This is a genomic window from Geodermatophilus tzadiensis, from assembly GCF_003002915.1.
In the GTDB taxonomy this organism is placed as follows: Bacteria; Actinomycetota; Actinomycetes; order Mycobacteriales; family Geodermatophilaceae; genus Geodermatophilus; species Geodermatophilus tzadiensis.
Window position 1 is genome coordinate 336,035 of the sequence record NZ_PVTG01000001.1, and the last position, 21,150, is coordinate 357,184.

Annotated in this window: 18 protein-coding genes; 4 read left to right on the forward strand and 14 right to left on the reverse strand. The window is 75.3% G+C overall.

Translation table 11 applies throughout. The features are described from left to right. From LY71_RS01535 to LY71_RS01545, 3 genes are read left to right on the forward strand one after another with little or no spacing between them, the layout of a single operon-like run. Positions 1 to 1,449 (forward strand): aldehyde dehydrogenase family protein, encoded by a 1,449-nt coding sequence (locus tag LY71_RS01535; RefSeq protein ID WP_211297085.1) that lies wholly within the window; start codon positions 1 to 3, stop codon positions 1,447 to 1,449. Continuing rightward, on the forward strand, positions 1,449 to 2,315 hold the full coding sequence (locus LY71_RS01540) for an aldehyde dehydrogenase family protein (RefSeq protein WP_106275208.1): 867 nt from the start codon (positions 1,449 to 1,451) through the stop codon (positions 2,313 to 2,315). Before LY71_RS01535 ends, LY71_RS01540 begins: the two co-directional genes overlap by 1 nt. 44 nt (positions 2,316 to 2,359) lie before the next feature. After that, positions 2,360 to 3,919 (forward strand): hypothetical protein, encoded by a 1,560-nt coding sequence (locus LY71_RS01545; protein WP_106275209.1) that lies wholly within the window; start codon positions 2,360 to 2,362, stop codon positions 3,917 to 3,919. A gap of 231 nt (positions 3,920 to 4,150) precedes the next feature. On the opposite strand, the gene LY71_RS01550 is transcribed toward LY71_RS01545, so the two are convergent. The 10 genes from LY71_RS01550 to LY71_RS01595 all read right to left on the reverse strand — a co-directional run bounded on the left by LY71_RS01550 (position 4,151) and on the right by LY71_RS01595 (position 15,884). Continuing rightward, complete coding sequence (locus tag LY71_RS01550; RefSeq protein WP_106275210.1) at positions 4,151 to 5,638, reverse strand: DEAD/DEAH box helicase; 1,488 nt, start codon at positions 5,636 to 5,638, stop codon at positions 4,151 to 4,153. Between the two features lie 243 nt (positions 5,639 to 5,881). Beyond that, positions 5,882 to 6,958: an adenosine deaminase gene (locus LY71_RS01555; protein WP_106275211.1), complete on the reverse strand. Its 1,077-nt coding sequence runs from the start codon at positions 6,956 to 6,958 to the stop codon at positions 5,882 to 5,884. A 9-nt stretch (positions 6,959 to 6,967) separates the two neighbouring features. Continuing rightward, complete coding sequence (locus LY71_RS01560; RefSeq protein ID WP_245887592.1) at positions 6,968 to 7,774, reverse strand: ABC transporter permease; 807 nt, start codon at positions 7,772 to 7,774, stop codon at positions 6,968 to 6,970. Continuing rightward, positions 7,771 to 8,679 carry an ABC transporter ATP-binding protein gene (locus LY71_RS01565; protein ID WP_106275212.1) on the reverse strand — a complete coding sequence of 303 codons (909 nt, stop codon included), beginning with the start codon at positions 8,677 to 8,679 and terminating at the stop codon, positions 7,771 to 7,773. Before LY71_RS01565 ends, LY71_RS01560 begins: the two co-directional genes overlap by 4 nt. 51 nt (positions 8,680 to 8,730) lie before the next feature. After that, positions 8,731 to 10,011 carry a thymidine phosphorylase gene (locus tag LY71_RS01570; RefSeq protein WP_106275213.1) on the reverse strand — a complete coding sequence of 427 codons (1,281 nt, stop codon included), beginning with the start codon at positions 10,009 to 10,011 and terminating at the stop codon, positions 8,731 to 8,733. After that, a complete protein-coding gene (locus LY71_RS01575; protein ID WP_281261575.1) occupies positions 10,008 to 10,436 on the reverse strand; it encodes a cytidine deaminase in 429 nt (142 codons plus the stop codon). The genes LY71_RS01570 and LY71_RS01575 overlap by 4 nt, the downstream gene beginning before the upstream one ends. Then, the gene (locus tag LY71_RS01580; RefSeq protein ID WP_106275214.1) at positions 10,436 to 11,722 is read right to left on the reverse strand and encodes an ABC transporter permease; all 1,287 of its coding nucleotides are present in this window, start codon (positions 11,720 to 11,722) and stop codon (positions 10,436 to 10,438) included. Before LY71_RS01580 ends, LY71_RS01575 begins: the two co-directional genes overlap by 1 nt. Further along, positions 11,719 to 12,960, reverse strand: coding sequence for an ABC transporter permease (locus LY71_RS01585; protein WP_106275215.1), 1,242 nt, complete (start codon positions 12,958 to 12,960; stop codon positions 11,719 to 11,721). The genes LY71_RS01580 and LY71_RS01585 overlap by 4 nt, the downstream gene beginning before the upstream one ends. Beyond that, positions 12,957 to 14,564, reverse strand: coding sequence for an ABC transporter ATP-binding protein (locus LY71_RS01590; protein ID WP_106275216.1), 1,608 nt, complete (start codon positions 14,562 to 14,564; stop codon positions 12,957 to 12,959). Before LY71_RS01590 ends, LY71_RS01585 begins: the two co-directional genes overlap by 4 nt. A 261-nt stretch (positions 14,565 to 14,825) precedes the next feature. Continuing rightward, a complete protein-coding gene (locus tag LY71_RS01595) occupies positions 14,826 to 15,884 on the reverse strand; it encodes a BMP family lipoprotein (protein ID WP_245887593.1) in 1,059 nt (352 codons plus the stop codon). Positions 15,885 to 16,146: 262 nt separating this feature from the next. Between LY71_RS01595 and LY71_RS01600 the strand changes: the two genes are divergently transcribed. After that, a complete protein-coding gene (locus LY71_RS01600; protein ID WP_245887594.1) occupies positions 16,147 to 17,442 on the forward strand; it encodes a D-alanyl-D-alanine carboxypeptidase family protein in 1,296 nt (431 codons plus the stop codon). On the opposite strand, the gene LY71_RS01605 is transcribed toward LY71_RS01600, so the two are convergent. From LY71_RS01605 to hisC, 4 genes are all read right to left on the reverse strand, one after another. Continuing rightward, complete coding sequence (locus LY71_RS01605; RefSeq protein ID WP_245887595.1) at positions 17,339 to 18,163, reverse strand: YihY/virulence factor BrkB family protein; 825 nt, start codon at positions 18,161 to 18,163, stop codon at positions 17,339 to 17,341. The two genes, LY71_RS01600 and LY71_RS01605, sit on opposite strands and share 104 nt — an antisense overlap. Before the next feature lie 182 nt (positions 18,164 to 18,345). Next, on the reverse strand, positions 18,346 to 18,918 hold the full coding sequence (locus tag LY71_RS01610; RefSeq protein WP_106275219.1) for a 2'-5' RNA ligase family protein: 573 nt from the start codon (positions 18,916 to 18,918) through the stop codon (positions 18,346 to 18,348). Beyond that, entirely contained in the window at positions 18,915 to 19,928 is a 1,014-nt protein-coding gene (gene trpS / locus LY71_RS01615; RefSeq protein WP_106275220.1) for a tryptophan--tRNA ligase, read from the reverse strand. The genes LY71_RS01610 and trpS overlap by 4 nt, the downstream gene beginning before the upstream one ends. Positions 19,929 to 19,966: 38 nt before the next feature. Continuing rightward, complete coding sequence (gene hisC, locus LY71_RS01620) at positions 19,967 to 21,124, reverse strand: histidinol-phosphate transaminase (protein ID WP_245887596.1); 1,158 nt, start codon at positions 21,122 to 21,124, stop codon at positions 19,967 to 19,969. Positions 21,125 to 21,150: the final 26 nt, after the last annotated feature.

Genomic DNA, 21,150 nt, shown 5'->3' on the forward strand with positions numbered 1-21,150 from the left:
ATGACCAGCCCCCTGTTCGAGTACGCCCCGGCCCCCGAGTCCCGCTCGATCGTCGACGTCGCGCCGTCCTACGGCCTGTTCGTCGACGGCGAGTTCGTCGACGGCTCCGGCGACACCCTCAAGACGGTCAACCCGGCCACCGAGGAGGTGCTCAGCGAGGTCGCGGTGGGCACCGAGGCCGACGTCGACCGCGCCGTGCGGGCCGCCCGCCGCGCGTTCACCCGCGTGTGGGGCCCGATGCGCCCGGCCGACCGCGGCAAGTACCTGTTCCGGATCGCCCGGATCCTGCAGGAGCGGGCGCGCGAGTTCGCCGTCCTGGAGTCGCTGGACAACGGCAAGCCGATCCGGGAGTCCCGCGACGTCGACGTACCCCTGGCCGCGGCGCACTTCTTCCACCACGCGGGCTGGGCCGACAAGCTCGGCTACGCGGGCCTCGGGCCCGACCCGCGGCCGCACGGCGTGGCCGGGCAGGTCATCCCGTGGAACTTCCCGCTGCTCATGCTCGCGTGGAAGGTCGCGCCGGCGCTGGCCACCGGCAACACCGTCGTCCTCAAGCCGGCCGAGACCACGCCGCTGACCGCGCTGCTGTTCGCCCAGGTGTGCCAGCAGGCCGACCTGCCGCCGGGTGTGGTGAACATCGTGACCGGCGCCGGCGAGACGGGTCGGGCGGTGGTGGAGCACGCCGACGTCGACAAGGTCGCCTTCACCGGCTCGACGGAGGTGGGCCGCTCGATCGCGCGCGCCGTCGCCGGCACCCGCAAGGTGCTGACGCTGGAGCTCGGCGGCAAGGCGGCCAACATCGTCTTCGACGACGCCCCGATCGACCAGGCCGTCGAGGGCATCGTGCGCGGCATCTTCTTCAACCAGGGCCACGTGTGCTGCGCGGGCTCCCGGCTGCTGGTGCAGGAGTCGGTGCACGACGAGGTGATCGCCTCGCTGCAGCGCCGGATCGGCACGCTGCGGGTGGGCGACCCGCTGGACAAGAACACCGACGTCGGGGCGATCAACTCCGCGGAGCAGTTGGCCCGCATCCGGGAGCTGTCCGAGATCGGCGAGGCCGAGGGCGCGCACCGCTGGCAGCCCGCGTGCGACCTGCCCGACCGCGGCTTCTGGTTCCCGCCCACGGTGTTCACCGACGTCTCCCCCGCCCACCGGATCGCCCGCGACGAGGTGTTCGGCCCGGTGCTGTCGGTGCTCACCTTCCGCACGCCGGACGAGGCGGTGGCCAAGGCCGACAACAGCACCTACGGGCTGTCGGCCGGCATCTGGACGGAGAAGGGCTCGCGGATCCTGGCGATCGCCGACCGGCTGCGCGCCGGCGTGGTGTGGGCCAACACGTTCAACCAGTTCGACCCGACGTCGCCCTTCGGCGGCTACAAGCAGTCCGGCTACGGCCGGGAGGGCGGCCGGCAGGGGCTGGCCGCCTACCTGAAGGGGGCCTCCCACTGATGTCGGACCGCCTGGCCGTCCGCAAGACGTTCAAGCTCTACCTGGGCGGGGCCTTCCCCCGCTCGGAGTCCGGCCGCACCTACGCCGTCACCGACGCGCGGGGCGCGTTCCTCGCCAACGCCGCGTGGGCCTCCCGCAAGGACGCCCGCGACGCCGTCGTCGCCGCCCGCGGCGCCTTCGCCAAGTGGTCGGGTGCCACCGCCTACAACCGCGGTCAGGTGCTCTACCGGGTCGCCGAGGTGATGGAGGGCCGGCACGCCCAGTTCTGCGAGGAGGTGGCCGCCGGCGAGGGGCTGTCGGCCGGACGCGCCCGCGCCGTCGTCGACGCCGCCGTCGACCGCTGGGTCTGGTACGCCGGCTGGACCGACAAGCTGGCGTCGGTGCTGGGCAGCGCCAACCCGGTCGCCGGGCCGTTCTTCGGCTTCTCCACGCCCGAGCCGACCGGCGTGGTCGCCGTCCTGGCGCCGCAGCGCTCGTCGCTGCTCGGCCTGGTCAGCGTGCTGGCCCCGGTGCTCGCCGGCGGCAACACCGCGGTCGTCGTGACCTCGCGGGAGCGGCCGCTGCCGGCGGTGACGCTGGGCGAGGTGCTGGCCACCAGCGACGTCCCCGGCGGGGTGGTCAACCTGCTCACCGGCGACGCCGGCGAGATCGGCCCGTGGCTGGCCGAGCACGACGACGTCGACGCCGTCGACCTCACCGGCGCCCCGCCGGCGCAGGCGATGGAGCTCGAGCGGCTGGCCGCCGGCAGCATCAAGCGGGTGCTGCGCCCGCCGGCCGAGGAGCCGGACTGGAGCGCCGACCCGGGGCTGTCCCGCATGACGCCGTTCCTGGAGACCAAGACCGTGTGGCACCCGAAGGGAGTGTGAATCCCCCGGGTGCGCTCCCGGCCGGACCCGGCAGGATGGGCTCCGTGGCCAGGCCCAGCATCGTCCCGATCGCCCTCACCCTCGACGACCGCACCGGCTACACGCTGTGGGCGCCGCCGTGGGAGGAGGACGGCGAGGAGTGGCAGGCCTTCCTCGGCACCTCCGAGACCGACACCGCCACCGTGCACCTGTTCCCCACCCCGGCGGCGCTGGCCGCGTTCTGCCGCACCAGCACCGACCACGACCTCGCCGACCACCCGGTCTGGCCGGTGGTCACCGGCCTGGGCGCGGAGGACCTGACCCCGGACGACGACCACCGCTACGACCTCGACGGCGTCTACGACATCGCCGCGGAGAACCCCGACCGGTGGGCGGTCGAGGAGCTGTCGGCCACCATCGACATCGTCAGCCGGCTGGCCGAGTGCCTGGACACCGCCGGTGCCGACGAGGACGACGACGAGCCGGTGGCCCGCCGGCGCGCCTCCGCCGCGGCCTCGGACGACGAGGACGACACCGAGGACGACACCGAGGACGACGCCACCGCGGACGACGACGAGGAGACCGAGTTCCCGGCGCTGGCCGAGCTGGTCGCCCGCCCGGAGATCGGCTCGCTGGGCCTGGGCGTGGAGGCCTTCGTCGGCCGCTCCGGTGAGGACGCCTGGGTCGGCGTCGGCGGGGCCCTCGACGAGCTGTGGGAGGACGTGGTCGAGGAGCTGTCGGCCCACCTCGACTGGACCGGCGCCGGGACCACGACCCTGGACGCCTACCCGTCGGCCGCCGAGGACGACGTCCTCGACGACTCCGACGACACCGACGACACCGACGAGGACGCCGGCACCGGGACCGCGGTCGGCGCGACACCGGCGCGGGTGGCCGGCACCGGCGGCGGGCGCGGCCCGGAGCGGACGGTGGCCCGGGGCTCGGACGGCTCGGGCGACCGGCCGGCGGCGGGCTCGACGGCCGCCGCGCCGGCCGAGGCCGCGACCGCCGGGACGAGCACCATCCGCGGCGGCGGGCAGGTCAGCGCCACCCCGGCCGCGGTCGCGGCGGCCGCGGAGTTCTGGGAGGCGGTCGGCATCCTGCCGGTGGAGCTCGTCGTCCCCGAGGGCGCCGGCGTGACGCTGCGCTGCTACGTCGAGGACGTCGCCCGCTTCCTCGGCCGCGACGGCGAGGTGTACCTCTTCGACACCCCGGCCGACCTGGCCCGCTTCTGCGCCGGCGACGAGGAGCACGACCTCACCGAGATCGCGTCGTGGCCGGAGGTGGCCGACACCGACACCCTCCCGCTGCCGGCCGAACAGGACCGCTACGACCTCACCGAGCTGTCCGAGGTGCTCGGCGAGGTGGCCGGCGGCGCCGCCGGGCTGGTGGACCACACGGTGTTCGTGCAGCCGGTCGAGGGCGTGCGTGACGTCGCGGAGTACGCCCGGCTGGCCCGCGTCGACGAGCTGCTGGCACCGGGGGCGCCGCTGGGCCGGGCGGTCACCCGCGCGGAGCGGGAGCCGGAGGCGCCGCTGCCCGCCGAGGACGCGGCCGCGCTGCGGACGGCGTGGGACGAGGTCGTCGCCCAGGTCAGCGGGGCCCTGGTCTTCCGCCACGGGTAGTCGTGCTCTGCCCACCATGCGTGGGCAGAGCACGAAGGCGGGGTCCCGGGGTGTGCTCCCGAGCGCAGTCGTGCTCTGCCCCCAGTCGTGGGCAGAGCACGACTGCACGCGGAACAGCACAGCGGCCGGCCCCGGGGATCCGGGACCGGCCACTGGTGAGGTGCTGGGACGGCCCCTCCGCAGGGCCCCGCACCGAGCGGCAGCGAGGGGTGGGGGGCGGAGGGTCCTCCCCTAGTCGCGGGCGGACGCCGGACGGTCGAACCGCCCGCCTCGCTCGCCCGGGCCGCGGGAGCGGTCGCGCTCACCCGAGGGGCGGCGCGGACGCTCGCCCTCCCGGCGCGGACGCTCACCGTCGCGCCGGCCACGCTCGCCCTCGCCGTACGGGCGGCGCGGGCGGTCGCCGTCACGGCGCGGACGCCGGCCGCCGGGGCCGCCGTGCGGACGGCGCGACTCGCGGGCCGGCCGCTCGACCGGCTCCACCGGCACGCCGCTGGCCACGAGCTCGGCGATCGGGGCGTCACCGGGGCGGACGCGGGTGACCTGCGGGTCGACCTTGGCCTGGCGGAACCGGCGCTTGGCCTGCCCCACCTGGTCGGGCAGCAGCAGGGAGACGACCACACCGGCCGCACCCGCACGGGCGGTGCGCCCGGAACGGTGCAGGTAGGTCTTGTGGTCGGCCGGCGGGTCGTAGTGCAGGACCAGCGAGACGTCGTCGACGTGGATGCCGCGAGCGGCGACGTCCGTGGCCACCAGCACCGGGCTGCGGGCGTCGGTGAACGCCTCCAGCGCCCGGCGGCGCGCCGACTGCGGCAGCCCACCGTGGATGGCCTCGGCCTTGATGCCGACCGCCTGCAGGTTCTCCGTCAGCCGGTCGACCCCGAGCTGCGTGCGCGCGAAGACGATGGTCCGGCCCGGGCGGGCGGCCAGCTCCTGCGTCAGCGGCACCTTGTCGCGGAAGGCGATGCTGTAGGCCAGGTGCTCGGCAGGCGGGGCGTCGTCGCCGGCCCGCTTCACCTCGTGCCGGGCCGGGTCCTTGAGGTAGCGGCGGACCAGGGTGTCGACCTCGCCGTCCAGCGTGGCCGAGAACAGCAGCCGCTGGGCGTCGGGGCGGGTCTGGTCGAGCAGCTCCTGCACGACCGGCAGGAAGCCGAGGTCGGACATGAAGTCCGCCTCGTCGACGACGCTGACCTCGACGTCGGCGAGGCTGGCCTCGCCCTGGCTGATGAGGTCCTGCAACCGGCCGGGGGTGGCGACGACGACGTCGACGCCGCGGCGCAGCTGCTGGATCTGCCGGTACATCGGGGCACCGCCGTAGACGGTGGCGAACTGGACGCCGGTGGCCTGCCCGAGCGGCGCCAGGTTGTCGCTGACCTGCTGGGCGAGCTCCCGGGTGGGCACCAGGACGAGCGCCCGCGGGGTGCGGGGGCCGCGGCGGGCGGTGCCGCCCATGCGGGCGAGCATCGGCAGGCCGAAGGCGAGGGTCTTGCCCGACCCCGTCGCCGCCTTGCCCAGCACGTCGCGTCCGGCGAGGGCGTCGGGCAGGACGGTGGCCTGGATGGCGAACGGCGAGTGGATGCCGCGCCGCTCCAGCGCGGTCACCAGCGGCTGGGGCAGTCCCAGCCGGGCGAAGGTGGGGCCGGCGGGTCGGGGGGCGTTCTCGAGGTCGTGCTGAGGGTCGATCCGGGTGTCGACGGCGTCGACGGGGTCGAACGAGGACATGCGGGTGTGGGACTCCGATACAGCTCGGGCGCGTCCCGTGGTGGTGCGCGGGCGCCACCCCGAAGGCAGGGTCGGCGTCCTCACTGGCGATCGCGGGCGTCGTGGACGCGGCGGATCTGCACGGATGCGCTCATGCCCGGACGGACCGTCCGGGAGGATGTCCGGCGAGTGCCGGCACACCCAAGGTAGCAGCGGTGATCAGCCGGGGATTCCGGCGAGCACGGTGGCCGTGGTCACCGCAGGTCAGGCGCGCAGTGCCGCGAACCCCGGCCGGACGACGTCGGTGAGCAGCCGCGCCCGCTCGGCGTCGTCGGTGAAGGCCGCGGCCAGCGCCCGCTCGGTCACCGTCTGCACGTCGTCCCAGCCCCAGCCGTGGGCCGCCGCGACGTCGGCGAGCTCGCTGGTGACCGAGACCCCGCTCATCAGCCGGTTGTCGGTGTTCACGGTGACCGCGAAGCCGAGCCGGTGCAGCCGGCCCACGGGGTGCCGGTCGATCGAGGGGTAGGCGCCGGTCTGCACGTTCGACGACGGCGCGACCTCCAGCGGCACCTGCTCCTCGAGCACCCGCCGCGCCAGCGGCCCGAGCGGGCCCTCCCCCGGGGCCTCGTCGGCGATGCGCACGCCGTGGCCGAGACGCTCGGCGCGGGCGCCGTCCAGGGCGGCGCGGATGCTGTCGACGCCGGCCGCCTCACCGGCGTGGACGGTGCGGTGCGCCCCGGCGCGGTCGAGCAGCGCGACGGCCTCCGGGTGCCGGTCGGGCGGGAAGCCGATCTCCGGGCCGGCCAGGTCGAAGCCGACGACGCCGGCGTCGCGGTACCGGACGACGAGGCCGGCGACCTCCTCCCACCGGTCGGCCTGCCGCATCGCGCACAGCAGCGCGCCCACGGTGATCGGCGTGCCCGCGGCCGCGGCCGCGGAGCTGCCCTGTGCGAAGCCGTCGAGGATGGCCTCGACGGCCTCCTCGATCGGCGTGCCGCCCGCGGTGAGCAGCTCCGGGGCCATCCGGACCTCGGCGTACACCACGCCGTCGGCGGCCAGGTCGAGCGCGCACTCGCGGGCCACCCGGCGGACGGCCTCGGGGCGCTGCATCACGCCGACGGTGTGCGCGAAGGTCTCCAGGTAGCGCACCAGCGACCCCGAGTCGGCGGCCTGCCGGAACCAGCGGCCCAGCTCGCCGGCGTCGCCCGTGGGCAGGTCGCGGTAGCCGGTCTCCTCGGCCAGTTCGAGCACCGTCTGCGGCCGCAGCCCGCCGTCGAGGTGGTCGTGCAGCAGGACCTTGGGGGCGCGGCGGATCGAGTCGGCGTCGAGCGGTGCGGGCACCCCGAGACGCTATCTGGTGTCGCGGTCCTGCCAGCGGAAGGTCAGGACGCAGAGCACCAGCCCGAGGACGCACCAGGCGCCCAGCACCAGGGCCACCCGGCCGAGCTCCCAGGAGCCCGCGGGCTCCTGGGCGGCGAGCGCGTCGGGCAGGAACACCGAGCGCAGCCCCTGGGCCAGCCATTTCACCGGGAAGACGGCGGCGACGTCCTGCAGCCAGCCGGGCACCTGGTCGAAGGGCAGGAAGACGCCGGAGACGAACTCCAGCACCAGCGCGATGGGGGTGACCGTGGCCGAGGCCGACCGGCCGGTGCGGCACAGCGTCGAGACGGCGATCCCCAGCAGCGTGCAGGCCGCGGCGCCGAGCACGGACACCCAGGCGAAGGTGAGCCAGTCGGCGGCGGAGGGCAGGTCGATGCCGTACACGAGCACGCCGACGCCGAGCAGCAGCGCGATCGTGGCCACCGCGACGGCGAGCACCTGCACGACCTTGCCGGCGAAGTAGGCGCTGGCCGGCATCGGTGTCCCGGCCAGGCTCTTGAGGGTGCCGTCGGAGCGCTCCCCGGCGATGTGGATCGCCATGTTCTGCAGGCTGGCGCCCACGATGCCGGCGGTGACCACCCCGGCCATGAAGTACTGCGGGAAGTCGACGCCGGCGCCGAGGTCGTAGTCGAGCACCGCGCCCAGCGCGAGCAGCAGGATCACCGGGAAGGCGAGGGTGAACACCACCGACTCGCGCTGCCGGAAGAACTCCCTGAGCTCGACCCGCGCCCGGGTGCCGTAGACGCGGGCCAGCGAGGGCAGGGCGGGGGCGGTCACTGACCCGATCCCCCGATCATCTTCAGGTAGACGTCCTCCAGCGTGGGCCGGCTGACCGCCAGGTCGGGCACCTCGCCGGGGAAGCGGGCGGCCAGGTCGCGGACGAACGCGGTCGGGGTCGTCGTCTCGGCGGTCCGCCGGACGCCGTCCTCGGTCCAGCTGACCACGGCCGGCGCCGAGCCGCGCCCGCCCAGCGCCGTGGGGACGGCGACCTCGGCCAGCTGCCCGCGGGCGAGGACGCCGACCCGGTCGGCCAGCGTCTCGGCCTCGTCGAGGTAGTGGGTGGTGAGCAGCATCGTGGTGCCCAGGTCGCGCAGCGAGCGGATCAGCGCCCAGAACTGCCGCCGGGCCTCGGGGTCGAAGCCGGTCGTCGGCTCGTCGAGGAACAGCAGCCGGGGCCGGCCGACGATGCCCAGCGCGACGTCGAGCCGGCGACGCTGGCCGCCCGACAGCGTGCGTCCGCGCGCGCCGGCCTTCTCGGTGAGGCCCACCAGCTCGAGCACCTCTCCGGGGTCGCGCGGGTCGGCGTAGTAGGAGGCCCGGGCCTCGAGCAGCTCGCGCACCGACAGCTGGCTGTCCCCCGCGCCGGACTGCAGCACGATGCCGAGCTCGGCCTTCCACCGGCGCCCGCCCCGGGCCGGGTCGACGCCGAGCACCCGCACCTCGCCGCCGTCGCGCCGGCGGTAGCCCTCGAGCACCTCGACGGTGGTGGTCTTGCCGGCGCCGTTGGGCCCGAGCAGGGCGAAGATCTCGCCGCGGCGGATGTCGAGGTCGAGCCCGTCGACGGCGGTCCGGTCGCCGTAGCGCTTGACCAGGCCGCGCACGGAGATCGCGGCGTCCGGGTCGAGCGGGGCACCGGGCCGCGGTCGGCCGTCGGCCGCCACGGCCGCAGACGTTCGGGTCACGAGGACACAGTGTCCCCTCCGCACCCGGCGGTGGGAGGCGGGAGGGTCCCCTCAGGCGTCCGTGACGCGCTCCAGCACCAGGGGCAGCGGCTCGTCCGCGGTGCCGACGCCGACCGCGCCCTCCAGCGCCTCCAGCGCCCGCGGGATGCGGCCGGCGTCGTCGGTCTGCAGCTCCAGCAGAGGCTGGCCCTCGGTGACCCGCTCCCCCACGGTCGCCGTCCAGGTGATGCCGGCCGCGGCCGACACCGGGTCCTCCTTGCGCGCCCGCCCGGCACCGAGCCGCCAGGTGGCCACCCCGAGGGCGTAGGCGTCCAGGCGGGTCAGCGTGCCGGTGGCCGGGGCGGTCACCACGTGCCGCTCGGCCGGCTGCGGCAGCGGCGCGTCCGGGTCGCCGCCCTGCGCGGTGACCATCCGCCGCCACACGTCCATCGCCCGGCCGTCGCGCAGTGCGTCCGCCGGGTCGACGTCGTCGCGCCCGACGCCGGCGAGCATCTCCCGGGCCAGCGCGAGGGTCAGCTCCACCAGGTCGGCCGGGCCGCCCCCGGCCAGCACCTCCACCGACTCGGCCACCTCGACGGCGTTGCCGGCGGCGCGGCCCAGCGGCCGGTCCATCGCCGTCACCAGGGCCACCGTGCGGACCCCGGCCGCCTCACCGAGGCCGACCATCGTGCGGGCCAGCTCGCGGGAGGACGCCGGGTCCTTCATGAAGGCGCCCGACCCCGTCTTGACGTCGAGCACCAGCGCGTCGGCGCCCTCGGCGATCTTCTTGCTCATGATCGAGCTGGCGATCAGCGGGATCGACTCGACGGTGCCGGTGACGTCGCGCAGCGCGTAGAGCTTCTTGTCCGCCGGCGCCAGGTCGTGCCCGGCCGCGCAGATCACCGCGCCCACCTCGCGCAGCTGCGCCAGGTAGGCCTCCTCGTGCACGTCGGCCCGCCAGCCGGGGATCGACTCGAGCTTGTCCAGCGTGCCGCCGGTGTGGCCCAGCCCGCGGCCCGACAGCTGCGGCACCGCCACCCCGCACGCGGCCACCAGCGGTGCCAGCGGCAGCGTCGTCTTGTCGCCCACCCCGCCGGTGGAGTGCTTGTCGGCGGTCGGCCGGCCCAGCGAGGAGAGGTCCTTGCGCTCGCCGGAGTCGATCATCGCCTGGGTCCAGGCAGCGAGCTCCCCGGGCGCCATGCCGCGGAAGAACACCGCCATGAGCAGCGCGCTGACCTGCTCGTCGGGCACCACCCCGCGGGTGTGGGCGTCGATCAGCCAGCGGATCTGCTCGGCGCTGAGCTGCCCGCCGTCGCGCTTGGTGCGGATGACGTCGATCGCGTCGAAGGTCACCGGCCGGCCCTCCCCAGGTCGTCGGGGCCGAACGCGTCGGGCAGCACCTCGCGCATCGGCACGATGCCCAGCGACACGGTCTCGATGAGCGTGTCCGGGCCGCCGTGCTCCCAGAGCAGCTGCCGGCACCGCCCGCAGGGCATCAGCGGCCGGCCCGCGCCGTCGACGCAGGCCACCGCGACCAGCCGGCCGCCGCCGGTGCGGGCGAGGTCGCTGACCATCCCGCACTCGGCGCACAGCCCCAGCCCGTACGAGGCGTTCTCGACGTTGCAGCCGGTGACCACCCGGCCGTCGTCGACCAGGCCGGCCACGCCCACCGCGAAGCCGGAGTACGGCGCGTAGGCGTGCGTCATCGCCTCCCGGGCGGCGCCGCGCAGCGCCGCCCAGTCCACGTCGTCCACCCGCCCCACCACCCCGTCCGCCACTAGTGCTCTCCTCGTCGGTAGACCAGTCCGTCGGCCTTGGGCATGCGCAGGCGCTGGGAGGCCAGCGACAGCACCAGCAGGGTGGTCAGGTGCGGCGTGAACGACACCAGGCCCGGCGGCAGCTCGTCGACGGTCAGGAAGCCGACCAGCGCCGCGACCGCCACCACCGCGGCGATGCCCGCCGGCAGCAGCCTGCCGCGCCGCGCCTGGAGCACCGCGACGGCGGCGAGCAGGAGCGCGACGAGCAGGAACAGCGCGACGACGGCCGAGCGGCTGCGCAGCTGGAGGGCGTCGGTGAACCCGAACAGCGCCGCGCCCGCGGCCAGCCCGCCGGGCCGCCAGTTGCCGAAGATCAGCGCGGCCAGGCCGATGAAGCCGCGGCCGTTGACCTGCCCCTCGCGGTAGATGCCGGCGATGAAGACGAGGAACACCCCGCCCAGCCCGGCGAGGGCACCCGAGGTCACCACCGCGATGTACTTCAGCCGGTACACCGGGACGCCGAGCGAGTCGGCCGCGGCCGGGTTCTCGCCGCAGGAGCGCAGCCGCAGCCCGAACGCCGTCCGCCACAGCAGCAGGTAGGACGCCGGCACGAGCAGCACCGCGATGAGGGTGAGCAGGCCGACGCCGCTGGTCAGCCCGCGCAGCACGCCGGCGAGGTCGCTGACCAGGAACCAGTGCCGGTTCTCCAGCGAGCCGAGCAGGTCGGGGCCGGAGGACAGCACCGGGACGGAGAACGTGGGCGGGTCCCCCTTCACGGGCGGGGACTGGGTGACGCCGCCGCCGGCCGGGTTGTCGCTGTAGAGCAGCTCGGACAGGAAGCGCACGAGGCCGCCGGCGAGGATGTTGATCGCCACGCCGGACACCACGTGGTCGACGCCGAAGGTCACCGTGGCCACCGCGTGCAGCAGCCCGCCGATCGCGCCGAAGAGCAGCCCGCCGACGACGGCGGCGCCCCAGCCCCACTGGTAGCCGGCGAACCCGGCGCCCCAGGTGCCCAGGACCATCATCCCGTCGAGGCCGATGTTGACCACGCCCGCGCGCTCGGCGAACAGGCCGCCGAGGGCGGCCAGGCCGATCGGCACGGCGAGCAGCAGCGCCGCGGCGATGGTCGAGGAGCTGGTGAGCGCGTCCTGGCCGCTGACCACGCGCACGACCGAGACCAGCAGCAGGACGCCCAGCAGCAGCCAGGTCAGCCTCCGGGCGCGGCCGCCGCCGGTGAGCAGGTCGGTCAGCGGGCCGCGGCTCGGTCGGGTCCCGCTGCCTGGGGGTGTGGCGACGGTGCTCATGCCCCGGTCTCCTGCCGCTCGTCGGTGCGCTGTCCGGCACCGGTGGTCCGGCTGACGCCGGCGCCGGTGCCCTCGCCCCCACCCGCTCCGGGTCCGCCGGTGCTCTGCCCGGGCCCGGTGCTGCCGTCGCCGGCGACCGCGGCCGCGGGGCCGGAGCCGCGCTCGGCGGAGCGGCGGGCCACCCGGCGGGCGACCTCGTTGGCGACGACGACGGCGAGCACGATCGTGCCCTGGATGATCGTGACGACCGAGGCCGGGAAGTCCTGGATCTGCAGCGGCACCAGTGACCGGTCGAGGAAGGCGAACAGCAGCGCGCCGAGCGCGATGCCGACCGGCTTGTTGCGGCCGAGCAGGGCCACGGCGATGCCGAGGAAGCCCAGCCCGGAGGTGAAGTCGGTGGTGTAGGCGTGCGTCGAGCCGAGCAGGTCGGGCATGCCGATCAGCCCGGCCACCGCGCCCGAGAGCAGCATCGTCTTGACCACCATGGCGCGGGAGTCGACGCCGCTGGCGCTGGCCGCCGAGGGCGAGAGGCCGGCCGCGCGCAGGTCGAAGCCGAAGCGGGTGCGGTTGAGCAGCACCGCGATCACCACGCCGACCACGACCGCCACGAGCAGGAAGCCGTAGAGCTGCCGCGGCGGGTTAGCCAGCCCCAGCACCCCGAAGACGCCGTTGAGGCTCGGCATCCAGCCCGACTCGGGGATCTCCGCGGTGCTGATGATCGACGCGCCCTCCGGGCTCCCCCGCAGCGGGCCGGTGAGCAGGTAGGACGCGATGCCCAGCGCGATGACGTTGAGCATGATCGAGCTGATGACCTCGCTGACGCCGCGGGTCACCTTCAGGACGGCGACGATGCCCGCCCAGATCGCCGCGACCGCCATCGCCACCACCACGATGAGCAGCACGTGCAGCGGACCCGGTAGCGCGACGGCGGCGCCGACGCCGGCGGCCAGGACGGTCGCCAGCCGGTACTGGCCCTCGACGCCGATGTTGAACAGCCCCATGCGGAAGGCGATCGCCACCGCGAGGCCGGCGAGGAACAGCGGGACCGCCCGGTTGAGCACCACCACGATCGCGGTGACCTGCTGGCTCGGGGTGTCGCCGAAGTCGACCATCACCGCGAACACCCGCAGCGGGTCGACCTGCAGCGCCGCCATCACCGCGGAGGAGATGACGACGGCGACGACGACGGCGAGGACGGGGGCGAACAGGGCCAGGCCGACCCGGCGGAGGACGCTCACGCCGCACCCGCCGCGGTCTGCGCGCCGGTCATATGGCCGCCGAGCTCCTCGGGGGTGACCGCCGAGGGGTCGAGGGTGGCCACCAGCCGGCCGCGCAGCATGACGTGCAGCGTGTCCGACAGGCCGATCAGCTCGTCGAGGTCGGCGGAGATCAGCAGGATGCCCATCCCCTCGGCCCGGGCCTCCTCCAGCAGCCGCCAGATGGCGCCCTGGGCGCCGACGTCGACCCCGCGGGTGGGGTGGGCGGCCAGCAGCAGCCGCGGCCGGGCGCTCATCTCCCGCCCGACGATCAGCTTCTGCTGGTTGCCGCCGGAGAGCGCGACGGCCAGCGTGTCCGGGCCGGGCGCGCGGACGTCGTAGTCGTGCATGATCCGCTCGGTGTCGGCGCGGGCGGCGCGGCGGTCGATGAAGGGGCCCCTCACCGCGGGCGGTCGGGTCTGGTGGCCCAGGATCCGGTTCTCCCAGAGCGGCGCGTCCAGCAGCATGCCCTGCCGGTGCCGGTCCTCGGGGATGAAGCCCAGGCCGGCCTCGCGGCGGGCCCGGGTGCTCCACGCGGTGATGTCGTCGTCGCCGAGCAGCACGGTGCCGGCCGCCAGCGGGCGCAGCCCCATGACGGCGTCGACGAGCTCGGCCTGGCCGTTGCCCTCGACGCCGGCGATGCCGACCACCTCGCCCTCGCGGACGGTCAGGCTCACCGCGTCGACCGGCGGGCGGCCGGTGGGCGCGGCCACGGTGACCTCGCGCAGCTGCAGCACCGGCGTCTCGCGGACCGTGGAGGTGCGGATCTCCGGCGAGGGCAGCTCGGTGCCGACCATCATCTCGGCGAGCTGGCGGGCGGTCGTCGTCCCCGGGTCGGCGGTGCCGACGGTGGTGCCGCGGCGGATGACGGTGATCGCGTCGGCGACCTTCCGCACCTCGTCGAGCTTGTGCGAGATGAAGATGACGGTGAGGCCCTCGCGCTTGAGCTCGGCGAGGTTGCCGAACAGCTCGTCGACCTCCTGGGGCACGAGGACGGCGGTGGGCTCGTCGAGGATCAGCGTGCGCGCGTCGCGGTAGAGCACCTTGGCGATCTCGACCCGCTGCCGGTCGCCGACGCCGAGGTCCTCCACCAGGTCGTCGGGACGCAGGTCCAGGCCGTAGCGCTCGGAGATCTCGGTGATGCGCCGGCGGGCGGTGGCCCGGTCCAGCCGGCCGCCCCGGGTGGGCTCGCTGCCCAGGACGACGTTCTCCAGGACGGTGAAGTTGTCGGCCAGCATGAAGTGCTGGTGCACCATGCCGATCCCGGCGGCGATCGCGTCGGCCGGGCTGCGGAAGGACACCTCCCGGCCGTCGAGCAGGATCTGCCCCTCGTCGGGCCGGTGCTCGCCGTAGAGCGTCTTCATCAGCGTGGACTTGCCGGCGCCGTTCTCGCCCACGATGGCGTGCACCTCACCGCGGCGGACGCGCAGCTCGATGTCGCGGTTGGCGACCACGCCGGGGAACCGCTTGGTGATGCCGCGCAGCTCGACGGCCAGGGGAGCCGGCCCGCCGTCGCCGCTGCCCGCCCCGGTCCCGCCCGTGCTGAGGCCGGCCGGCGTCCCGGCCGGGGTGCCTGCTGTGGCCATGGTGGGCCCTTCCTGCGTCACGTGCGGCCCGCGGGTGTGCGGGCTCGCGTCCACTCTGCTGCACCGGGGGCGTGGGATCGACCACGCCCCGGCGTGCACGGGCGCCGGAGCGTCGCCGACCGGCACCGGCTGGGCATTCTCCCCGGCGCGGGGAGCGCCGGGACCTCCCCCCTCACGACGACGGCGGGCCCGGGGGGCGTGTGCTCCCCGGGCCCGCCGTGTGGTGACCGCGCGATCGGCCGGCCGGGTGGCCGGCGGGCGTCACGGGGTGGTCGGGACCTCGATCTCGCCGTCGACGATCTGCTGGCGGTAGTCGTCGATCTGGTCCTGGATGTCGTCGATCTGCCCGCCCGAGTTGGACAGGCCGACGCCCTCGGCCTCCAGGTCGTAGACGATGTCCGAGCCGCCCTCGACGCTGCCGTCGACGTAGGAGTCGATGAAGGCCGAGACCGCGTTGTCGACCCGCTTGAGCATCGAGGTCATGATCACGGCCTGCAGCGCCGGGTCGTCGACGGTCTGGAACTGGTCGGAGTCGACGCCGATGGCGCGCCCGCCGGCCGCCGCGGCGGCCTGGAAGACGCCGAGCCCCGAGCCGCCCGCCGCGTGGTAGACGATGTCGGCGCCGGCCTCGTACATGCCCTGGGCGACCAGCAGGCCGCGGTCGGGGGCGTTGAAGCCGGAGAAGTCACCGGCCGGCGAGATGTACTGCCGGTCGATGGTGATCTGCGGGTTGACCGCCTGGGCGCCGGCCACGTACCCGGCCTCGAACTTCTGGATCAGCGGGCTCTCCACACCGCCGACGAAGCCGATGTGGGCGGTCTCGGACTTCAGCGCGGCCGCGACGCCGGCGAGGAAGGAGCCCTGCTCCTCGGCGAAGAGCAGACCGGTGAGGTTGTCGGCGCCGACGTCCTCCGCCGAGGAGTCGATGATCGCGAACTGCGTGTCGGGGTACTGCTCGACGACGTCGCCGATGACCTCGCCGTAGGCGAAACCGACCGCGATGATCGGGTTGTAGCCCTCGTCGGCCAGCTGGGTCAGCAGGTCGGCGCGGTTGGAGGCGTCGGCGTTGGGGCTGAGGTCCTGGAACTCCCCGCCGTGCTCCTCGACGGCGGCCTCGAGCCCGGCGACGGCCGCGTCGTTGAACGAGCGGTCGCCGCGGCCGCCGGTGTCGAAGGCCAGGCCGATGCGCGGTTCCTCGCTGCCGCCCTCCGAGCCGCCACCGCCGCTGCCGCTGCCGGCCTCGTCACTGGCACAGGCGGCCAGGGCGGTGCTGGCGGCCAGCACCAGCGCCGCGACCTTCATCTTCCGCGCTCGGCGCAAGACGGTCTCCTCTCTGCGGGGAGCTCCCCCGGTCGGTGGAGGGCTCCCGTCGGGTCCGATGGCGCCGCGTCCGGGAACGGTCCGGCTCGCACCGGACGCGCGAGGCGGCGCCTCGGGCACGCTAACCGCGGGTGGCGCCACCGCCCTCATCCCGGCGGCGGACCGAGACGCGATCGTTGCGAACGCACCCCCGGTCGTGGTCCCCGCCACGGGGCGTCCCCGTGGCGGCCGGCCGGGCGTCGCCGCGACTAGCGTCCGGCGCGTGCGGCGAGGACAGGGGACGCGGCTGGCACTGCTGCTCGCCGTGCTGCTGGTGCTGCTGCTCGGGTCGCCCGCACTGGCCGCGCCGGGGACGGCGGCACCGCGCCCGACCGTGGACCCCGCCGCCCCGACGCCCACCGCGCCGCCGCCGGAGGGCCCGCCCCAGGGCTCGGGGCCCGGCGGCGTCACCGTCGGCGGAGGGCAGCTGGACACACGGGGCACGGTGGTCGTCGACGGCGCTCCCCCGCTGCCCGACGGGCTGGCCGCGGCCGGCTGGCTGGTCGCCGACGCCGGCACCGGGGACGTCCTCGCCACCCGCGACCCGCACGGCCGGTTCTACCCGGCCAGCACGCTCAAGACGCTCACCCTGCTCACCCTCGTGCACCGCCTGGACCCCGACACCGTCGTGGCGGGCACCGCCGAGGACGAGGCGGTGGAGGGCAGCCGGGTCGGCATGGTCGCCGGCGGCCGCTACCCGGTGTCGCTGCTGTTCGAGGCGATGGTGCTGCAGTCGGGCAACGACGCGGCCAACGCGCTGGCCCGGGCCTACGGCGGGGCCGAGGCCACGGTGCAGGCGATGAACGCCACCGCGCTGGAGCTGGGGGCGTTCGACACCGTGGCCGGGACGCCGTCCGGGCTCGACGTCGCCGGCCAGTCCTCCTCGCCCTACGACCTGGCGCTGGTCTTCCGCGAGCTCGTCGCCGACCCGGTCACCGCCGCGGTCCTCACCACGCCGTTCGCGCAGGTGCCCGGTGTGGAGGGCCGCTCGCCGGGCTTCCAGATCCAGAACGAGAACCCGCTGGCCGGCTACCCCGGCGGGCTGGGCGGCAAGACGGGGTTCACCGACGCCGCCCGGCACACCTTCGTCACCGCGGCCGAGCGCGACGGCCGCCGGCTGGTGGTCAGCGTGATGGGCACCGAGAACCGGCCGCTGCGCGCCGCCGACCAGGCCGCGCTGCTGCTCGACTGGGGCTTTGCCGTCCCCCCGTCGCTCGGCGGCGTCGGCACGCTGGTGCGCTCGGCGGCCGACGTCCCGGTACCGGCGGCGGAGGACGGGGCCGTCCCGGCGCCGTCCGCGGCGGCCCCGGCAGGGGTGGCCGCCGGCGCACCGCCGGCGGCGGACGACGACGGCCCGCGCGGGCTCTGGGCTGCCGTCCTGGGGGCGGCGGCGGTCGCGGTCGTCGCCGCGACGCTCACCGGAGTACGGCGGGCGGTGCGGCGACCGGCACCGGCTCGGGCCGGACGGCGGGGACCGCCGGCTCCAGGGCCGGCAGGGTCGCCGTCCAGGCGGCGGTGAAGAACGCGAAGCGGACCACCAGGTTGATCCAGACCAGCGTGCCGACCGCCCCGCCGAAGGCCGACGAGGTGACGTTGCCCGAGATCAGCGACAGGTAGAGGCTGCCGAGCAGCTTCATCACCTCGAAGCCGGCGGCCCCGAACAGCGCGCCGGGCAGCAGCAGCCGCAGCGGGTGCGAGGTCGAGGGCACCACCCGCAGCAGCCACAGGAAGACCACGACGTCGCCGGCGAAGGCCAGCGCGAGCCCCAGCGCGCCGGTGAGGACGGCGAGGCCGGGGGCGCCCTGGACGCCGAGCTGCCCGAGCACCCACGAGGCGGCCCGCGTGGCGAACCCGGTCAGCCCGATGCTGGTCAGGCCGGCGGCGCCCAGGGCGACCAGCGCGACGACGTCGGCGAGGTTGTCCCGCCAGAACTCCGGCTCGTCGGCCTCGCCCTTCCAGATCCGCTCCATGCCGATGCGCAGCTTGTCCATGGCGCGGAGGCCCGCGTAGAGGAAGCCGGCCGCCCCGAGCAGCGTGGTGATCCCGGCCGCGCCCACCGCCGAGCGCAGCTCGCTGACGATCTGCCGGCCGGTGGCCCCGGGGAACGCCTCCCGGACGGCGGTGAACAGCTCCCGCTGCAGCAGCGCGTCGCCGGAGAGCACCAGCGCGATCACCGAGGCGACCAGCAGCAGCACCGGGAACAGCCCGAGGAACACGAAGTAGGTGACGCCGGCGGCCATCAGGTCGCCCTGCGTGCGGGTGTAGCGGCCCCCGGCGCGGGCGAGGTGGTCCAGCCACGGCCACCGGCGGCGCCTGCCCTCGACGACGGCGGTGAACCGGTCCCCCAGGCCGGCGACCCGCTCCCACGGCCGCCGCAGCGCGTTCCCCCGGGGTGCCGGATCGGGCCGCGGCCGGTCGTCGCTCAGCGGAACGGCGGGCCGGTGAGGGGGTACTCGCGGGCGACGGCCCAGGCGCCGGCCGGGGTCTGCTCGAACTCGGTGAACGAGGTGACCGAGAACTCGGCGGACAGGTCCGACAGGCCGGTGTAGGCCAGCTCGAGCATGTCCCGCGGGACGTCGTGGGCGACGGTGACGTGCGGGTGGTACGGGAAGGACAGCGCGCGGGTCAGCGGGCCGGAGCGGACGTCGGAGGCGAGCATCTCGCAGTTGCCGATGCCCTTGGCGACGGCGATGAAGACGACGTCGGAGACGGGGGTGAACGTGCCGGTGCCCGACAGGTGCATCTCGAAGGGCGGGTGGCCGGCGGCGACGCGGGCGAGGTGCTCGGTGATCGCCGGCCGGTCGGCGGAGGGCACCTCGGTGGGCGGCAGCAGGGTGACGTGCGGCGGCACCAGGGTGGCCTGGGGGTCGCCCACCTTCGACCGCCAGTCGACCAGCACCTGCGCCCACGGCTCGGGGACGGGTACCAGCACGCCGACGACGGAGGTCTGCGGGGGCGCCGTCCGGCTGCGCCCGACGAAGGTGTCGTCGTTCACGCGCCCGCTCCCCCCGAGGGCAGGAAGCCGACCCGGTCGTACACCTCGGCCACGGTGCGGCCGGCCACCTCGCGGGCCCGCTCCGCGCCCCGGGCGAGCACCCGCTGCAGCTCGGCGCGGTCGTCGAGCAGCTCCTGGGTGCGCGCACGGACCGGGGTGACGAAGTCGGTGACGACCTCGGCGAGCTCCTTCTTCAGGTCGCCGTAGCCGCGCCCGGCGAAGTGCTCCTCGAGCTCGGGCACCGACCGGCCCGACAGCGCGCTGTGGATGGTCAGCAGGTTGGTGACGCCGGGCTTGCCCACCGGGTCGGCCACCACCTCGCGGCCGGTGTCGGTGACCGCCGAGCGGATCTTCTTCGCCGTCACCTTCGGGTCGTCGAGCAGGAACACGCAGCCGGCCGGCGGCAGGCTCTTGCTCATCTTCTTCTCCGGCGCCTGCAGGTCGAGCACCTTCGCCGCGCCCTCGGGGATGCGCGCGGCGGGCAGGGTGAAGGTGTCGCCGAAGCGGCCGTTGAAGCGGGTGGCGATGTCGCGGGTCAGCTCGAGGTGCTGGCGCTGGTCCTCGCCCACGGGGACCTCGTCGGCCCGGTAGACGAGGATGTCGGCGGCCTGGAGCACCGGGTAGGTGAACAGCCCGACCGAGGACCCCGCCGTGCCCTCCCGCTGGCTCTTGTCCTTGAACTGCGTCATCCGGCTCGCCTCGCCGAAGCGGGCGACGCACTCCAGCACCCAGGACAGCCGCACGTGCTCGGGGACGTGGCTCTGCACGAACAGCGTGCTGCGCTCGGGGTCGACACCGAGGGCGAGCAGCTGGGCGGCCGCGGTCAGGGTGTTGCGCCGCAGTTCCTCGGGGTCCCAGTCCATGGTGATCGCGTGCAGGTCGACCACGCAGTAGAAGGCCTCGGCGGTCTCCTGCAGCGCGACCCACTGCCGCAGCGCACCCAGGTAGTTGCCGAGGTGGAACGAGCCCGCCGTCGGCTGGATCCCGGACAGCACACGGGGCGGTGACATGTGGGACGGTGACACGTCGGCCATCAAACCAGCGCCGCTCAGGCGACCGGCGTGCCGGTGCGCACGTCGTCGGGGGCCGTGTCGCGGGCGGAACCGAGGGCGGCATCGAGGGCGGCATCGAGGGCGGCGAGGAACACGTCGTCCTCCTCCGGGGTGCCGACCGTCACGCGGATCCCCTCGCCGGCGAACGGCCGGGTGATCACCCCGCGCGCCTCCAGGGCCGCGGCGGTGGGCGCGCTCGCCTCGCCCAGCGGGAGCCACACGAAGTTGGCCTGGCTGTCGGGCACCTGCAGGCCGCGCCCGCGCAGCGCGGCGGTGAGCCGGTCGCGCTCGGCGACGACGGCGGCGACCCGGCGGGCGACCTCGTCGGCGCTGCCGAGCGCGGCGACGGCGGCGGCCTGGGCGAGGCTCGAGACGCTGAAGGGCACGTGCGTGCGGCGGACGGCGTCGGCGACGGCGGGGTCCTCGGCCACCAGGTAGCCCACCCGCAGGCCGGCCAGCCCCCAGGCCTTGGAGAAGGTGCGCAGCACCGCGACGTTGGGCCGGCCGCGCATCAGCTCGAGGCCGTCGGGGACGTCGGGGTCGGTGACGAACTCGCGGTAGGCCTCGTCGAGCACGACCAGCGTCGTCCCGGGCACCCGGTCGAGGAAGCGCTCCAGCCCGGCCCGCCGCACCGCCGTCCCCGTGGGGTTGTTCGGGTTGCACACGAAGACCAGCCGGGTGGTCTCGTCGACGGCGGCGGCGAGCGCGTCGAGGTCGTGGGTGTCGGGCGCGCCGCCGGGCACGGAGGGGATCAGCGGCACCTGCGTGCTGCGCGCTCCGGCGACCTGGGCCAGCAGCGGGTACATCTCGAACGACCGCCAGGCGAAGGCCAGCGCGGTGCCGGGGTCGTTGAACGACTGGGTCAGCTGCTGGCACAGCATCACCGCGCCGCACCCGGGCACCACCTGCTCCTGCGCGACGCCGTAGCGCTCGGCCAGCGCGGCGGTGAGCACCGCGGCGCCGTTGTCGGGGTAGCGGTGGGTCTCCCCCGCCGTCGCCGACAGCGCCTGCACGACGGCCGGCAGCGGCGGGAAGGGCACCTCGTTGCTGGCGAGCTTCACGGCGTGGTCGACGCCGAGCTCGCGGGCCAGGTCGGCGGGGTTGCGCCCCGGCTTGTAGGCCGGCAGTGCCTGCACCGCCGGACGTGCGCTCACCACGGACGGGTCCTCCCGCGCGACGA